Annotated in this window: 14 protein-coding genes; all 14 read right to left on the minus strand. The window is 69.4% G+C overall.

Going from position 1 to position 16,078, the window contains the following annotated elements:
- Positions 1–33: 33 nt before the first annotated feature.
- The 14 genes from CHC09_RS10045 to CHC09_RS10110 all read right to left on the minus strand — a co-directional run bounded on the left by CHC09_RS10045 (position 34) and on the right by CHC09_RS10110 (position 15,485).
- Entirely contained in the window at positions 34–2,289 is a 2,256-nt protein-coding gene (locus tag CHC09_RS10045; RefSeq protein WP_089292769.1) for a glycosyltransferase family 4 protein, read from the minus strand.
- The gene (locus tag CHC09_RS10050) at positions 2,286–3,443 is read right to left on the minus strand and encodes a glycosyltransferase family 4 protein (RefSeq protein WP_179277024.1); all 1,158 of its coding nucleotides are present in this window, start codon (positions 3,441–3,443) and stop codon (positions 2,286–2,288) included. Before CHC09_RS10050 ends, CHC09_RS10045 begins: the two co-directional genes overlap by 4 nt.
- A complete protein-coding gene (locus tag CHC09_RS10055; protein WP_218827163.1) occupies positions 3,440–4,690 on the minus strand; it encodes a lipopolysaccharide biosynthesis protein in 1,251 nt (416 codons plus the stop codon). The genes CHC09_RS10050 and CHC09_RS10055 overlap by 4 nt, the downstream gene beginning before the upstream one ends.
- Before the next feature lie 50 nt (positions 4,691–4,740).
- Positions 4,741–5,886: a glycosyltransferase family 4 protein gene (locus CHC09_RS10060; protein WP_089292772.1), complete on the minus strand. Its 1,146-nt coding sequence runs from the start codon at positions 5,884–5,886 to the stop codon at positions 4,741–4,743.
- Positions 5,883–8,456 (minus strand): DUF2206 domain-containing protein, encoded by a 2,574-nt coding sequence (locus CHC09_RS10065; RefSeq protein ID WP_089292773.1) that lies wholly within the window; start codon positions 8,454–8,456, stop codon positions 5,883–5,885. Before CHC09_RS10065 ends, CHC09_RS10060 begins: the two co-directional genes overlap by 4 nt.
- 41 nt (positions 8,457–8,497) lie before the next feature.
- A complete protein-coding gene (locus CHC09_RS10070; protein ID WP_089292774.1) occupies positions 8,498–9,589 on the minus strand; it encodes a glycosyltransferase family 4 protein in 1,092 nt (363 codons plus the stop codon).
- Positions 9,586–10,299 carry a polysaccharide deacetylase family protein gene (locus CHC09_RS10075; protein WP_239138340.1) on the minus strand — a complete coding sequence of 238 codons (714 nt, stop codon included), beginning with the start codon at positions 10,297–10,299 and terminating at the stop codon, positions 9,586–9,588. The genes CHC09_RS10070 and CHC09_RS10075 overlap by 4 nt, the downstream gene beginning before the upstream one ends.
- 5 nt (positions 10,300–10,304) lie before the next feature.
- Positions 10,305–10,757 (minus strand): hypothetical protein, encoded by a 453-nt coding sequence (locus CHC09_RS10080; RefSeq protein ID WP_089292776.1) that lies wholly within the window; start codon positions 10,755–10,757, stop codon positions 10,305–10,307.
- On the minus strand, positions 10,754–11,512 hold the full coding sequence (locus CHC09_RS10085; protein ID WP_089292777.1) for a glycosyltransferase family 2 protein: 759 nt from the start codon (positions 11,510–11,512) through the stop codon (positions 10,754–10,756). Before CHC09_RS10085 ends, CHC09_RS10080 begins: the two co-directional genes overlap by 4 nt.
- Positions 11,513–11,571: 59 nt before the next feature.
- Complete coding sequence (locus tag CHC09_RS10090; RefSeq protein ID WP_239138341.1) at positions 11,572–11,913, minus strand: NAD-dependent epimerase/dehydratase family protein; 342 nt, start codon at positions 11,911–11,913, stop codon at positions 11,572–11,574.
- A 721-nt stretch (positions 11,914–12,634) separates the two neighbouring features.
- Complete coding sequence (locus tag CHC09_RS10095; protein ID WP_089293176.1) at positions 12,635–13,615, minus strand: alpha/beta hydrolase; 981 nt, start codon at positions 13,613–13,615, stop codon at positions 12,635–12,637.
- Between the two features lie 270 nt (positions 13,616–13,885).
- Positions 13,886–14,368: a MarR family winged helix-turn-helix transcriptional regulator gene (locus CHC09_RS10100; protein WP_089292779.1), complete on the minus strand. Its 483-nt coding sequence runs from the start codon at positions 14,366–14,368 to the stop codon at positions 13,886–13,888.
- A complete protein-coding gene (locus tag CHC09_RS10105) occupies positions 14,365–14,832 on the minus strand; it encodes a cytidine/deoxycytidylate deaminase family protein (protein ID WP_089292780.1) in 468 nt (155 codons plus the stop codon). Before CHC09_RS10105 ends, CHC09_RS10100 begins: the two co-directional genes overlap by 4 nt.
- On the minus strand, positions 14,829–15,485 hold the full coding sequence (locus tag CHC09_RS10110; RefSeq protein WP_089292781.1) for a GTP cyclohydrolase II: 657 nt from the start codon (positions 15,483–15,485) through the stop codon (positions 14,829–14,831). The genes CHC09_RS10105 and CHC09_RS10110 overlap by 4 nt, the downstream gene beginning before the upstream one ends.
- Positions 15,486–16,078: the final 593 nt, after the last annotated feature.

The raw sequence follows: 16,078 nt of genomic DNA on the forward strand, positions 1-16,078 counted from the left end.
CCGGTCGGGCTCCGAGTCAGGAGCCCGGACCGGCTAAGGCCGACCGGCCGGCGTCGTGCGAGCGGGCGCCAGATCCTCGAAGATGCCGAGGTAGCGGTCGGTGAGATGAGCCCAGTCGTAGCACTTCACGGCCTGCTCCCGACCGCTGCGGCCGAGCCGATCAGCGACCTGCGGGTCGCTCAGCACCCGGCGGCACGCCGCCGCCAGGGCGTCGTGATCCCCGGGCGGGACCAGCAGCCCGGTGACCTCATCGGTGATGACGTGCGGGATCCCGCCGACGGCGGATCCGATCACCGGTGTGCCACAGGCCATCGCCTCGATCAGGACCATGCCGAACGACTCCGCCGGGGTGAGCGACGGCAGGACCAGGACCGCGGCCTGCTGCATCGCGGCGACCAGGTCGGATCCGCGGAGTTCACCCGCGAAGTCGACCCGGTCGGCGATGCCGAGCTCGGCGGCGATCCGGCGGTGGTCCTCGGTGGCGTCTCCGTCGCCGATCACCCGGAGCCGCGCCCCGGGAACCGTGCCGATCGCCCGGAGAAGAACATCGAGACCCTTCCATGCGGACGTGCGATCGATCCGGCCGACGTAGAGCACGGTCGGCTGACGTTCGGACGGCGCGGGTCCCGGGGTGAACAGGGTGATGTCGACGCCGGGGGTGATCGCAACGGCATGCCGCTCACCGGACGCCAGCGACGTCGGGGAAACCGGCACGACGACGTTCGCGCGTGCGAAGAGGCGTGGCAGAGCGAGCTTCTCGTAGAGGCCGACCAGCAGGTCGGCCTTGGTTCCCTTGCGCATCGACCCGGCGTGATAGGTGAGGACCGTCGGGCGCCGGCCGGCCGCGAACACGGCGAAGTCGGCGAGTCCAGGCACCGGGGCATGCCCGTTGACGACATCGACCTTCAATCGGTGCAGCCAACGGCGGACGAGGAAGGGCCACAGCGGATTGAGCGGGGTGTTCGACAGGCGCGCCCAGGTGCCCAGCCGGATCACCGGCACGTCACCGTCCAGCTCCACCTTCGTGCGTACCCCGGTGGTGTTCGAGGTGAGCACGACCGCGCGCGCCGCCGGCGCGGCAGCGGTCGCCTGAGCCACCCGCGCCGCGTAGTTCTCCACCCCGCCGACCTTGGGCGGATAGTACGGCGCGACGACCGCGACGGTGGTCGTCCGTCGCCGGTCCAGGGCCCGCTGGAACACCTCGACGGTCCGCTCGGCCTGCCGCTGCCAGGTCAGATTGGCCGCCACGAAAGCGGCACCCGCCGCACCGAAGCGGGCGGCGAGCTCGTCGTCGCTGAGCAGGACCTGAATCTTCGCGGCCAGATCGTCGATGTCACCGGCCTCGACGAGAGACCCGGACACACCGTCGGCCACCAGCGCCGGAATGGAGCCGACCCGGGTGGACACGACGGGACGCCCGCTCGCCATGGCCTCGATGATGGCCGTGGGGAAGCTGTCGAAATGCGTCGGCAGGACGAAGACCCGGCCCCGCCGGTACGCCGCCGCCAGCTCCTCGCCCCCGAGCTTCCCGGCGAACGTGACCCGGTCGGAGATTCCCAGTTCAGCGGCGAGCTCTTGGTAGTCGCCCAGTGCCGAGCCGCTGCCGAGGACCTCCAGATGTGCCGTCGGCAGGGCCACGACCGCCCGCAGCAGGTCCGGCAGGGCCTTGTAGGCGGTCGTGTGTTCCAGCGACGCCGCGAAGACGATGCGCTGCTCGGCCGGGACCGGGGTGGGCCGGAAGCGCCGCATGTCGGCACCCGGCTCGATGACCTCGGCCCGCCCGGCGAACAGGTCCGGGAACTCCTCGACTATGTATCGCGACCCGCAGATCACCTGCTGCGCGCGCCGAGCCGTCGCGGCCAGCACGGTGTGTTCGTACACCGCGCAGATCGTGTCCGGCGCCAGCCGGCCCTTCCGCATCCGGCCACCGTGGTAGGTGAGCACGAACGGCAGGTCCCCCGCCGCCTGCCGGGCGGCGTCGGCGAACAACGGCACCGGCCCGTGCCCGTTGACGAGGTCGATCTTCTCGTCGCGGATGATCCGGCGGATCGCCCGGACCCAGCCGAGGCCGAGCGGTGTCTGCGAGATCTGGCCGCGAACCGGCAGGCGGTAGACGGTGATTCCGTCGGCGTCGGTCTGCTTGCTCGCCGGCGATCCGGGGTCGGCCGTGGTCACCACGACGACCCGGTAGTCGTGCCGGGTTTGCAGCATGCGAGCGAGGTTGGCCACGTACTGCTGCACTCCGCCGAGGTTCGGCGGGTAGTACGGCGTCGCTAGCAGGACGTTCACGCGCAGACCTCCCGGTAGTGCTGTTCGAGCGCATCGAGGAAACGGTCACGGTCGTACCGGTCGGCGCGGGCGGCGGAGGCCGCTCCCAGCCTGTTGAGCAGGTCGGCACGGCCGAGCAGCCCGTTCAAGGCGGTCGCGAGCGCGGCCGGGTCGCCCGGCGGTACCAGGACGCCGTTGTCCTCGGCGACCAGTTCGGGCAGGCCGCCGACCCGCGAGGCCACCATCGGACGTCCGGCCTGCATCGCCTCGAGGGCGACCGTCGGGAAGTTCTCCGGCCAGAGTGACGGCAGCACCACCACCGAGGCCGCCGACACCTGCTCGGTGACGGCCGCCGACGAGAGCCAACCGGTGAAGACGACGGTTCCGGCGGAGCGAAGGTCGGCGAACTCCGTCTCGAGGCGTTCCCGGTCCGTACCGTCGCCGACGATCGTGAGGCGTGCCCGGGGGTGTTCCTTCGTGATCTCACGGAAGGCCCGCAGCAGGATCTCGACGCCCTTGACGTGCTCCAGCCGGCCGACGAAGAGGAGGTTCGCGGTGTCCCGGATCGGTGTCGGCCGCGCGGTCCGCTCGATGCCGTTGGGTACGACATACGTCCGTTCGGCACCGACGTCAGGTGTCACGGCATCCGCGAAATACCTGCTCGGCGTGATGATCCGATCAATTCCGCGAAGCTTCGGAAGGTACGCGGGCCGCTGCACGAACCGCAGGTAGGCGTACCGTGCCCGATCGGCGACGGACAGGCCGCCCGGCCCGGTGGCGCTCGCGAGGTTCCAGCGGAGCAGGTTCAGCGTCCAGTCCTCCGGCCCGTGCACGGTGAGCAGCCGCGGGATGCGTGCCGTCGCCGCGAGCACCGACGGGCTCAACTCGCCGATGGTGTGCAGGTGCACGCAGTCCGGTTCGAAGTCGTCGAGAACGGCGCGGGCCCGGTCGTAGGCCTGCTGATACCAGAGCTTCCGGACGAACCGCCGCGGCGCCGATCCCCGGATCGACGGCACCAGGTGGTGTGCGAAGACCCGCTGGCCGGCGGAGAGCAGATCGGTGGCGAGGACCTCGACGTCGTGGCCGCGCTCGATCAGGCCGTCGGTGATCAGACGAACGCTTCGCTCAGCGCCGCCTGCCTCGTAGCCGATGTTGACGACTTGCAGAATCCTCATGGCTGGACCGCCGTCCGTACGTTGCCGCGACGTCCCCGCGGAAGGAGCGCCGCACCGGCGACCAGACCCGAAAGCAGATTGCCGATACCCCATGCGGCGGCGGCCCAGTTCAACCCGTCCGGCACCTTGTAGAGGGCGACACCCAGGATGACCACTACGAAGACGACGTTCGCGTACACCATCGCGCGCAGCTGACGTCGCACCTTGAGCAGGAAGTTCGCCCAGGTGTTGAACGCCACGGCCAGTGACGAGACGGTGAACAGGATCAGCGTCGTGGTGCCGGTCTCCGCGTACTCGGCGCCGAAGAGCTGCAGGATCGGCTTCGCGAGCAGGGTCACCACCACGACGCCGGCACCGACGATGGCGAGCATCAGCTTGCCGGAGCGCAGCGCGAGGACCCGTAGGCTGCCGCTCTCGTGCGAGCCTTCCGCGAAGAGCGACTCACCGATCGCGTACGACGCGGAGCTCACCAGGTTGGAGATCTGGAAGGCGACGAAGTACACGGCGGCGACGACCGCGCCGAGCTGGTGCAGGATGATGATCGGCAGCGCGATCTGCGGAATCAGGTTCAGGCTGCCGGAGAGGTAGTTGCTGAGCGAGTACTTCAGCATGCCCTGGATGGCGGCCCAGGAGATCTGTGGCCGGATCCGGATCCGCAGACTCCGGCGGATCACCACGATGCTGGCGACCGCGGCGACGGCCGAGGCGATACCGCTGGCCGCGAAGATGCCGAACGCGCCGAACGGCACCGCGAGCGCGGGCAACGCGAGCTTCGCGATGCTCATGAACACACCGTTGATGAGCAGGTTCGAGTTGGTGGCCCGGCAGGCCACGAAGATCGAGTCGGTGAGCAGGTTGACGGCGGCCCCCGTCGCCAGCAGCACGAAGAGCAGGACGTGGGTCCACGACGACCGGACGAAGCCCAACTCGTCCGCGAACATCGGCCCGATCAGCGCGAAGCTGAGCGACACGAGGATGCCGCAGAGGAACACCGAGGAGATCGCGGTGCTCGTGTCCTCCGCGCGGTTCCGGCTCGTGGGCAGATACCGGACGAGGGCGCTGCTGAACCCGAAGAGGCTGAAGTACGAGAGCAGGGCGACGCTCGACAACAACGACGACGCCTGGCCGACCTCGGCGGTCGGGTAGAGGCGGGCCACGATGAGCCAGAAGAAGAAGCCCGAACCGGCACCGAGCCCGGTGGTCAGGATGAGGAAGAGCGAGTTGCGCACCAGCGGATCACGGAGCATCGAGCTCAACTGGTGAAGCAACCGCGGTCGTGGCGCCACGCGGGTCCCGGTCATGCGCCGGTCACTGCGCAGTAGCGCCGAAGGAGTGCGTCGGCATGGTTGGACCAGGAGAAATTCCGCTGGGCGTAGTTCCGGGACCAGTGGCCCATCCGTGCCCGTCGCTCCGGATCCGCCGCGAGCGCCGTCAACGTCTTCCGGATCACCTCGGGATCGCGGGGCAGCAACGTCACGTGCTCACGGTCGAGGCCGTACGACGCGTAGCCGGGGTCGTCGGTCGTGATCACCGGCAGCCCGGAGACCATGGCCTCCTGAACGGTCAGCGGAAAGCCCTCGGAGGTCGACGGCAGCGCGAACAGGTCACAGGCGCGGTACGCGTCCGCCAGCTGTTCCGGGGTCATCCGGCCGAGGTGGTGCACGCCGGGACCGGACTCCGGGACCCCCTGGTGCCCGTCGCCCGCGAAGACCAGGTCGAACGCCGGATCGGCGGCGGCGAGCAGCAGGTCGTAGCCCTTCTTCGGCACCAGACGGCCGGCGAACAGCACCAGCGTCCGGTCCACCGGCAGCCCCAGCCGCTCCCGGATCGAACGCCGCTCCGCCAGGGAACCGCACGGCCGGAAGAGCTCGGCGTCCACGCCGTTGGGCAGGTGCCGGACCCGGTCAGGGCGTGCGCCGTTGGTCGCGACGAACTTCGCGACGGTGTCGTTGAGGACGAAGACCCGCTCGGCACGACGCAGCAGGAGCCGGCCGAGACTCGACCACACGGTCTGCTGGACGAGCCGGACCAGGCTGGACGGGTGGTCGACGATGGCCACGTGCTGAGTCATGAACATCGGCTTGCGCCGGAGCACGACCGCGGCGAAGGCCGCCCAGGAGGTCAGGTACGCCCCGTCGTGCACGTGCACGACGTCCGCCCACGCGACCAGGCGCATGGCCTGGACGAGCAGGCGGGGCCCGGGCACGGGGAACGGAATGCCGGCCCGCTCGTGCAGGCCGTCCCAGGCCGGCACCCGGACCACCCGGGCGCCGTCGGAGAGCGTCTCCGCACCCCCGGGGCGACCGGTGGTCAGGACGGTGACCTCGGCGCCGGCCGCCGCCAGGTGCCGCGCCTCCTCGGCGACGACGTTCTCGATCCCGCCGAGGTGCGGCGGGAAATAGTGGCTGACGAGCAGGACGCGGAGGGGCCGGTTCGCGTTCATCGGTAGATCTCCGCACCCTCACTGCTGTAGATCTTGTTCTTGGTCTCGTCGAGAAGATCGACCGGATAGCGGTAGGTCACCAGGTCTCCGCGATAGAAAATCGTGGCCTCGCCCTTCTGCACGGTGGTGAAACCGAGGAACACGTACGTGTTCGGGCCGACCAGCGTCGGGAAGATGTCGTTGGTCGCGGGGCGGTCGAGCACGCTCTGCATCCGGCCGAAGGTGTACCGGTCGGTCTGGATCTCGGACTGGACGTCGTCGCGTTCCGCTTCCGAGACGTGCGTCTGCAGCCAGTCGATGCTGGCGCGCTCCTCCGGGTGCAGGTAGTAGATGTCGTAGTACTGCCCGGCGTTCGCCAGGTGCAGCTGCGGCGGATAGCCCCCGGTCAGCTTCGGCACGATGCCGACCAGGTCGACGAAGAGGAACATCGCCATGACGCACGCCATGGCGGTCGCACGCTTGCCGGCCCACCGGAAGATCCAGATGGAGGCGCCCGCGATGAACGGGGCGAAGAAGAACAGCCCCTGCTGGAACGCCCGCAGGACGCCGTAGTCGACGGAGAGCTCCGGAAGCACCGTGAGCAGGGCGAGGACCCCGAGTCCGCCGGCACCGAGAGCGACGTGTTCGGGTGCCGGCCGGTAGATCCGCCGCCGTGGCACGAAGACCGCCAGGATCAGCCCGACGAGCAGCAGCACCTGCAGCAGCTTGGCGACCGACTGCCGGACGACGGTGTTCACCGTGGCGACGTTCACGCCGACCTTCTCCAGCACGGTGCCGAGCCCGGTCAGCGGCATCTTCGCCTGCTCAACCGCCTCCGCGGGATGCCGGTTGATCACGTCGAGGGGCAGGTACTCACCGTCCGCGCGATCCTCGGAGGTCTGGCTGAGGGTGTCCTCGGCGTAATCCGCCAGCCGTTCCGCCGTGCTGACCTTCGCGCCACCGAAGATGCTGTACGCCGTGTCCGAGGAGGCGCTCGCGAATTTTCCGCTGAGCAGTTGCAGGACGGTGTTCTTGGCGGTCAGCCGGGCCTGGTCACCGGTGTGGGTCAGAGGACCGGTCCACACCACCGCGGCGATCCCGGCGATGCCGATCATCCACCACGTCACGAACAGCCGGCGCCGGGTCGCGGCGATGGCCCGCTTACGGACCGCGAGCCCCCAGAAGAAGCCGAGGACGTACGCGAGACCCAGCGCGGCCAGCACGACGTAGGTCGTGGAGTAGTGGGTCAGCACGATGCCGATCAGCATGATGGTGGCGACGTTCTGCCGGATCGCGCGTGGCCGGGCCGCATCGGCGAAGAGCACCATGATGCAGCCGAGCATCACGAACGCCACCTCCTGGCGTACCAGGAAGGCCATGTCGGTGAAGAAGGTCGGGAAGGCCACGAAGTAGACCGCCGACAGCAGCGCGACGATCTGCGAGCCGCCGTGGCGCACCGAGCGGTAGAGCGCGACCGGCGCGACCGCGAAGATGACCGGGAAGACCGCCTTGAAGACGTAGACGCTCGGGATGCCGGTCAGCCGCACGATGGAGGTCGGCAGCAGGTTGAGGCTCAGGCAGGCGTTGTACGCGTTCCGGAAGTCCGCGATGTTCCACCGGCTCGCCTGGTACGTGATCTCGAAGACCTTGAACTCACGCTGGATGTCGTGCCCGGTGATGTTCCAGCCGCGCAGCGAGGTGAGGAGCAGGAGAGCGAGCGCGATGAAGAAGATGCCGACGCCCGTGACGATGGGGAGGTGCCGGCGCCGCCGGACGAGCAGGAACGTCATCAGCGCGGCGACGACGACCAGTGCCGCCATCGAGACGGTTCCGCCGAGACCGTTGTTCAGCCGGATCGCTCCGGCGACCGCCAGCAGCACCGCGACGGAGCCCAGCGCGACGATCGGGATGAGGTCCGGCGCGGGCTGCGCGCGCCACCACGGCACGCTGTTCGCGGACGGCTCACTGACCGGCGCGATCGCCGCGAGGCCGACGATGAACAGCAGAGCGCCGACGGTCAGCGGGATGGTCTGCAGTGGTTTGTCGAAACCCGCTACCGGCAGGATCGTGTTGACGCCCAGGGCGATGACGATGTCGCTGAGAACCGTGCAGCCGACGGCGAGGATCGTCCGCCCGTCCCGGGTGGAGACGAAGGCGTCGGCCGCCGCGTACCAGAGCATGATCGGGGCACCGAAGAGCAGCCACAGGCCGGCCGGCGCGAGCGCGAGTCCGGGGACCCCGGGAACGCATTCGATGACCACCGCGAGCAGGGTCAGCAGGAGCAGCGCCCGGCGCCGGAGTAGGCGTTGGGTGACCCTGCCGACCAGGCTGTCCGGACGGGTCCGCGTGGGTGCGACCGTCTCCGGCGCGGCGGTCTCCCGCGCGGCGGGCAGGTGCAGGATCTCGGTCGGCTGCTCCGCCAGCACGTCGGCGGGCCGGAGCGGGATCCGCTGGGTCGGCTGGTCCGCCAACGACGCGGAACGCTGGTGCGGGGCTCGCCGAATCGGCTGGTCCGCCAACGACGCGGGCCGCTGAAGCGGGATCCGCTGGGTCGGCTGGTCCTCGATGCCCGGCGTCTGGGGAAATTTCAAGATCGACTGCTCTCCGGCTGGATTTCAGGGCAGTGCAGGAATCACGCGAGCGCCTCGGCGTAGGCCACCTTGACGCTGTCCACCACCGCCGTCCACGTGTAGAGGCGGGCCTTGTCGGCGCTCTGCCGTGCCAGCCGTTCGAACAGTTCGGCGTCGCCCGCGACCGAGTCCAGACCGGCGGCGAGCGCCTCCGGGGACGGCTCGGTCAGGACGGCCGTGTCCTGGAGCAACTCGATGTTTCCCGGCACCGCGGTCGCGACGACGGGCAGGCCCGCGGCCATCGCCTCGAGCGCCACCAGGGGCATGCCCTCGCGGTCGGAGGGCAGCACGAACGCGTCCGCGTGCGCGTACTGCTCACGCAGTTCGGCGCCGAGCCGTGAACCGGCGAACGTGACGTTCTCCAGCCGCAGGGTTCGCGCCTGCTCCTCCAGCAGCTGCCGCTGCTCACCGTCGCCCACCACGGTCAGGTGGATCGGCTGCCGGCACAGCGCCAGCGCGTCGAGCAGGCGGGTGACGTTCTTCTGCGGGCTCAGGCGGCCCACGTAGAGCAGGCGGAGCGGCTCGCCCACCCGGGCCCGGCGCGGCGGCAGGAAATGCTCCTCGGCCACCCCGTTGGGCACGATGTGGATCCGGTGGCGAGGGACGCCGTACCGGCGCTCGACGAACTCCGCCTGCGATTCGGTGAGCACGATGACGCCGGCGGCCGCCCGCATGACCCGCCCGAACAGGTGCTTCTTGTAGTACGGCAGCAGCCGGCCGAGCGGCCCGGAAGCGTCGACGTCGAGGTGGAAGTGCAGCAGGAAGCGCTGACCGCGCAGCCGCGCGAGGACGGCGACGACCTCCGGGATCAGCGCGTGGGCGCTGTGCAGGTGCAGCACAGCGTCCTTCGGCGTACGCCAGAGCGAGCGCAGCAGGCCCGGGGCGATCGGCGTGTGGGCGAACTCCCAGGCCCGATGCCGCCGGACGGTGACCCGGCCGTTCCGGGACCGTCGCGGGGCGCCTTCCGAACCGAGGGTCGTGGTCAGAACCGTGACGTCGCTGTCGACCCCGAGGCCCGCGGCGACGTTCTCGACGACCCGCTCCATGCCACCGAGGTGCGGCGGGTAATAGGGCGAGATCTGGATGAACGTCATGCGATCAGAGCACCGTTCGGGACGTACTCGACGTCCGGGCGGCGGCAGATGTAGTCGAGCACCCGCTCCAGCCGAGCCCAGTCGCCGCGCGCGTCGACCTCCCAGCTGTGCCCCCACAGGTGGTAGACGCCGCCTTCGCGCAGGCACTTGTCGAACCAGGCCATGGCGAAGTCTTCCCAGTTGAAGTACATCTTCACCGCGGCCGCCGGACGCATCCGCGCAATCCTGAGGATGGTCGGCCCGTCGACGAGGTGGGCGTACGCGTTGATGGTCGTCTTGGCCTCGAAGAGGTCACCCACCTCGAGCGAGTGACGGTCCACCGTTCGCGCCAGCCCGAACCCGCTCTCGCGGACCATGCCGACGTGCTTGGCGTTGTACTCGCCCCGCGGGTAGCAGAACGTCGTGATCGGAGCGCCGATGATCTGCTCGAGCTCGTCCTTGCCCGCCTGGATCTCGTGTCGTGCCTCGTCGTCGGAGAGGAACGGCAGCCGCTTGTGCGACAGGGTGTGCCCGCCGATCTCGTGCCGCTCGGTGAGCTCGCGGATCCCGTCGTGGCTGAGCCGGTTCGCCGGGTCGATCTCGATGTTGCGGGGCGCGATGTAGAAGGTGCCCGGCACGTCGTACTTGTCGAGGAGCGCCGCGAGCTTCGGGTCGAGATGATGTCCGTCGTCCCAGCTCGTGGTGACCACGACTCGCGGCTGGTTCGTCATTTCGGTCACGCGTCGTCCTTGGTGTCGAGCAGATAGTGCAGGGTCTGCGAGTGTCCGGGGAGAGTCACGTCGACGACGTACGCCGTATCGCGGGCGGCCTTCACGTCGAAGCTGACCGACGCCGCCGTTCCGGGCGAGGCGTCCACCGTCTTCTCGACCGCCGGCTGGGCCGTGCCCTTGTTCCTGGCGGTCACCACGACGCGGACGGTGAAGGTGATGTCGGCCGCGCCGTGGCGCATCAGCGAGACCGGCACGGTGACCACGGGCGCCCGGGCCGTACCGCCGATCGACGGGTTCCTGGTGAAGTAGAGCTCGGTGTACTCGCTCGGCAGGCGCGTGAAGGAGGCCCGCAGCTCGGCGCGCACGGCCGGCGACACCGCAGCGGCGGCGACGAGGGCCAGCAGCAGCGCGCCGATGAGCCCCAGCCAGGCACCGGGGCTCCGCCACGCGCCGGTCACACCGCTCCCAGGCTCTCGGGAAGCGAGGACCCGGAACGCTCCCGGATCACGTGGCTCACCGGCACCGGCGTGACCTTCCGGAACCGGTGCGCGAAGAGCTGGCGGAGGTTCTCCACGCCGTCCGGCAGGGCGTTCAGCTTGACCTCGCCGCCGCGCGGCCGGTACTCGATCGGCACCTCGGCGTAGCGGAAGCCGGCCGACGTGGCGGCGTTCTTGATCTCCTGCGAGAAGGCCATGCCGCCGGAGCGCAGGTTCAGCCGCTCCCAGACGTAGCGCCGGAACATCCACATCCCGGACTGCGAGTCGCGCAGACCGTTACGGAACAGGCTGCGGCTGATTCCACTGAGGACGTGGTTCGCCGCCGTGTGGGAGACCTTCATCGCGCCGCGGTTGCTACGCAGCAGCCGGTTGGTGTTGAGGAACTCGAGCTGGTTCTCCTCGAACGTCGCGAGCAGGTGCGGAAGCGCGTCGAAGGGGTACGTGCAGTCCGCGTCGCCGGTGGCGATGACGTCGCCGTGAGCCGCGTCGAGACCGGCCCGGTACGCGTTGCCGTAGCCACGTTCGCCCTGGAAGACGACGCGCGCGCCCATGCTGCGGGCGAGCTCACCCGTTCCGTCGGTGGAGTTGTTGTCCACCACCACGAGGTCGGTCTCCCAACCCATCCGGCGCAGCTCGTCGGCGGGGATGAGCGGCATCAGGTGAGGGAGGTTCTCCGCCTCATTGAAGGCGGGGATGACGATCGAAAGCGTTCTCATCGCGGGTTCTTCCTATGGAGCGCGGACTAGCGCGGGGGGCGGGAGGGTGACGGGGATGGTCAGTACTGGGCGCGCCGCCGGCGGCCGGATTCGACGAGGTTCTCGAGCAATGCAGCGGTCTTGGCTACGTTTTCCCGGTAATAGGCCAATGGCTCCCGGACCGGCTCCTCCATCGCGGCGAGGGCTGCGCAATGGGTCGCGGCATCGAGGTCGGGGTGCTCGGCGAAGATTCGCCGGTCCAGCTCGGTGTCAGCTATGTCACTCCGATAGAAGATGCGATCTTCTACGAATTCCGCGTTGCCGGTCGACAGGTTGTCCAAGATGACGGGAGTGGTGGCGAAGTCGATGCGAGCCGAGGCCACGGTGCTGCTGATGCGCCCGGCGCCGCCGGTTGTCAACACCTTCAAGGCTCACTCCCGAGAATGGTCTGGCCATAGGAGAGAAGGCGTCGCCGAACCGGCGTAATGCCGCTTCGGTGCCCGCTCTGGGCAGCGTTCTTCTTACGTGGCGGCCTGATCAGCAGTTCATCAACCGCACTACTCCGGATGGCTATAAAGGGTGGCGCGCAGCACTCATCGACCTTCTTTGAAAGGTTGCGAGTCGGTTGCCGGGATGCATTCAACACCCTACGTCAGGAGATCTTGGAATCCAGACACCCAGAGTGAACCGACCGTACGTCTGGGCAGTCGGAGAGCCGATTTCGTGCAGGCCCTCGGCCATTCGGCCTATCGCAAACCGGACGGCGAGTTCGAATCTCCTACATGGCACCCGCTGACGAGGTGGCGATGGTTGGGCTCTCGGCCTTTTTCCGCAGGCGGCCATCCGAATGGACGACTTGCATTTACGGGAATGGGACAGTCCGGAAAGCCAGGCACGGACATGCGGTTTCGGACGCCAGTTTAGTTTCAAAACAAATGATCGTTAACCGACTTCGGCACTCTATGGAGTCAGCTGGTGCACGGGTGGTGATCGTGGCAGTTGGGCGCGGCGATGGCGGACCTCCTGCGTCTGAACTCACAGCTTTTCGCCATCAAGATCACTAATTACGCACCGTGACTTTCGGTCCGTCGAGTGCATGTACAGAAAGTGATCGCGTCGAAGCAAGCGCACCGCAGGGGTGGATCAGCGGGTGAAGGCGGCCCGCAGGAAGGCCGCGATGACCGTATATGTCGGGTAAGCGGCGTCCGGTGTCAGCCCCGTGCCGGTGTGCCGGACCGTGGCGCGAGGCCCCGGCCGGGCGACGATGTTCCGGTTGTGGCCGGCGCCGGGGACCGTATAGAAGGTCGCCGGGACCGAGGCCGCGGCGAGGGCCTCGAAGAGCAGCCGGCTCTGCTCCAGCGGGACCAGCCCGTCCTCCGTGCCGTGGATGATCATGACTGGGGGCGCGGACGGGGTCACCCGGAAGAGCGGGTTGGCCGCGGCGACCCGGTCGGGGCAGGTCTGGATCGGGCAGCCGAGCAACGCGGACTCCGGGGACCTCGCCGAGGAGTGGCAGGCGTCCAGGTGGAACGCCCGGTTGAACGACGCGCACGCGCCGGGCGGCATGTGCGGGTCCATCCGCAGGAAGTCGATCGGGGCGTACAGGTCGACGACCGCGCGTACGCCGGTGCCGGTGAATCCGGCCATCAGGGCGGTCCAACCGCCGGACGAGTCGCCGAGCACGGCCATGCGCCGCGGGTCGAACTCGAAGCGATGGGCGTTGTCGCGCAGCCAGCGGATCGCCGCCCGCACGTCGTCCACCTGCCCGGGGAACTTCGTCTGGTGGCTGGAACGGGTGGAGACACCGGCGACCACGAAGCCGTGCGTGGTGAAGTAGGGGGCCAGGGCCGGGGCGTACCCCTTGCCGTCGTCGGCGAACCAGCCACTGCCGCCCATCACGATCAGCAGGGGCTGCGGGGTCGCGGCCGGCTGCGCTGGGAGATACAGGTCGAGCAGGTGGCCGTAGGTTCCGGCGGGCTGCGCGGGGGCGTATGCGAGATCGCGGAAGACCCGCGGCGGGAGGGTCGCGGCGGAGGTCGGCGGTCCGGCGGCGACCACCGCGGTCAGGGTGGTGGCCAGGAGCGCGGCCAGCGCCAGGGATCGGGAGAGCGGGGGGTTGATCATGACGAGCCTCCCGGTGTCCACGGTGTAGACCCGATGGTCACCTGCGGTGACAACCTCACGATCCGGCCTGCGCCCACCTCGCGAAATCCCCCGGCACGGTTACTCCGCCCCATGCCATGACCGCCGCTGCTGGTTCGTGGGTGGGTGTGTTTGCTGGCCGGGGTGCGGCGGGATTGCGGAAACTCACGGTCCGGCTGGTGGTGAGAACGCGACGAGAGCGATGGAGGTAGCGGCCCGGGACGCCGAACTCGGTGACGCCTCTGACGGAGGTCAGCCGGTGACCGCGGGGAGGATCTTGCCGGTGATCTCGCGGAGTTGATCGATTTCGGTCGCCGAGAGCCGGTCGAAGATCAGGCGACGGACCTCGGCCACGTGCCCGGGCGCGAACGCCTCCAGCGCCGACCGGCCCTCCTCGGTGAGGGAGGCGATCTGGCCGCGCTTGTCGAAGGCACAGGCTTTCCGGGTCATCCAGCCGCGCTGCTCGAGGCTGGCGACGGCGTGCGACAGCCGGCTGGTGGTGGTGCCGACCAGGCGGGCCAGGTCGGTCATCCGCATCGAGTGGCCGGGAGCGCCGCTGAGCGTGGCGAGGATCTGGTAGTACGCGTGTGGGATGCCGGCGTCGTCACGCAACTGCCGGTCGAGCGCGCTGGGCAGCAGCATCAGCAGCTGCGTGAGGTTCAGCCAGGCGGCCATCTCCGGGCTGGTGAGCCAGCGCGGTTCGGTGTCGAGGGCCAGGGTGGCGTTCTGAGTCATGTCGTCTGCATCCCCATGACATGCGCGTTGATGTCCCGGACCGCGTCGCCCAGGTCCGGGATCTCGATCACCTCGATGCCCCCGGACAGGAGCGTCTCCACGCCCGTGCAGTCGGCGAAGCGCAGCGGTTCGCGTAGCGCCAGCACCACCCGGCGGAGGCCGGACGCCATGATCAGCTCGGTGCACGAGACCGGGCGGGACTTGCGGGTGGTGCACGGCTCCAGCGAGGTGTAGATGGTCGCGCCGGAGAGGTCGAAGCCACGCCCGGCCAGCTTGGCGAGGGCCTCCTCCTCGGCGTGGAAGTGCGCGTCGGTCTCGCCGGTGTACCCGGTGGCCATCGGATTGCCGGCGGGTCCGACCACGACCGCGCCGACGGCGTAGTGGGCCGGTGACGGCGGGGAGAGCCGGGAGAGGTCGATGGCCGAGCGGGTCCAGAAACGGTCGGCCTCGGAGGGAAGCGTCATGCGGCACCGGTCAGGTCGAGGGTGTGTGCGGTGTGATCGCGCTTGGCCTCAAGGTACCGGGCGTTTGCTGCGGACAGGTGAACGCCGGTCCGGATCTGCTCGGTCACTTCGACGGCGAGGTCACCGAGCTGGCCGGCCTTGTCCGGGTTGTTGCTGAGCAGCTGGATCCGGTCGACGCCGAGCGCTTGCAGCATCTGCGCGGCGGCCGTGTAGTCGCGCGCGTCCTCGGCGTGCCCGAGGGCCAGGTTCGCCTGGTAGGTATCCAGCCCCGTGTCCTGCAGGGCGTACGCGTCCAGCTTCGCGTAGAGGCCGATCCCGCGACCCTCCTGGCGCAGGTAGAGCAGGAATCCGCCGGCCTCGGTGATGCGCTCGGCGGCCTCGCGCAACTGCGGGCCGCAGTCGCAGCGCTGGCTGCCGAAGACGTCCCCGGTGAGGCATTCACTGTGCGGCCGGACCAGGGGGTTCGCGGCGTTCTGCCAATCACCGAGGGCGAGTGCCAGGTGCTCGCGCCCGTCGGCGAGGCCGGTGAAGGTGAACACCTCGGCGGTGGTGCGGTAGCCGTCCGGGAATTCCAGTGGCACCGTCACCTGGGTGCGGATGCGTGCAGCCGGAGGCCTCACCTGCGCCGTCGCCTGGCCGATCGTCATCGTCATCGCAACCCCCATGGTTGTTGAAGTTTCACTGACACTATTCGCCGGTTGCTCTTGAAACTTCAACAAGCGGGGGAGTGGGTTACATCACGACCGGTCCTGCACCGCATACGCCGACGGGGAGGCCGTGAACCGCGTCAGCGCGGTTCACGGCCTCCCCGTTCATGCCTTGGACTCCCGGTTCAGGAGTCGTCAGCGATGGGGTCGAGGACCCCAAGGGCCTGGGCCGCCGTTGCCCGGATACCCCGGTCCGCCGTTGCCCGGATAACTGGGGCCGCCGTTGCCCGGATAACTCGGCCCGCCGTTGCCGGGATAGCTCGGGCCGCCGTTGCCCGCGGGGTAACCCGGGCCGCCGGTGTCCGGCCGGCCGGGGCCGCTCGGACCGGTTGGACCACCCGGACCCGTTGGGCCACCGGGACCGGTCGGGCCTGTTGGCCCGGTCGGTCCTGCCGGACCCGCGGGGCCTGCCGGTCCTGCCGGACCCGCCGGTCCAGGCGGACCCACTGGACCGGTCGGGCCGACCGGACCACCCGGGCCTCCCGGGTGCCGGCCCGGGCGCCCCTGGCCGGGCCACTGCGGGCGGTCCGGCCAGCCGC

Source organism: Actinoplanes regularis (genome assembly GCF_900188005.1).
Lineage (GTDB): Bacteria > Actinomycetota > Actinomycetes > Mycobacteriales > Micromonosporaceae > Actinoplanes > Actinoplanes regularis.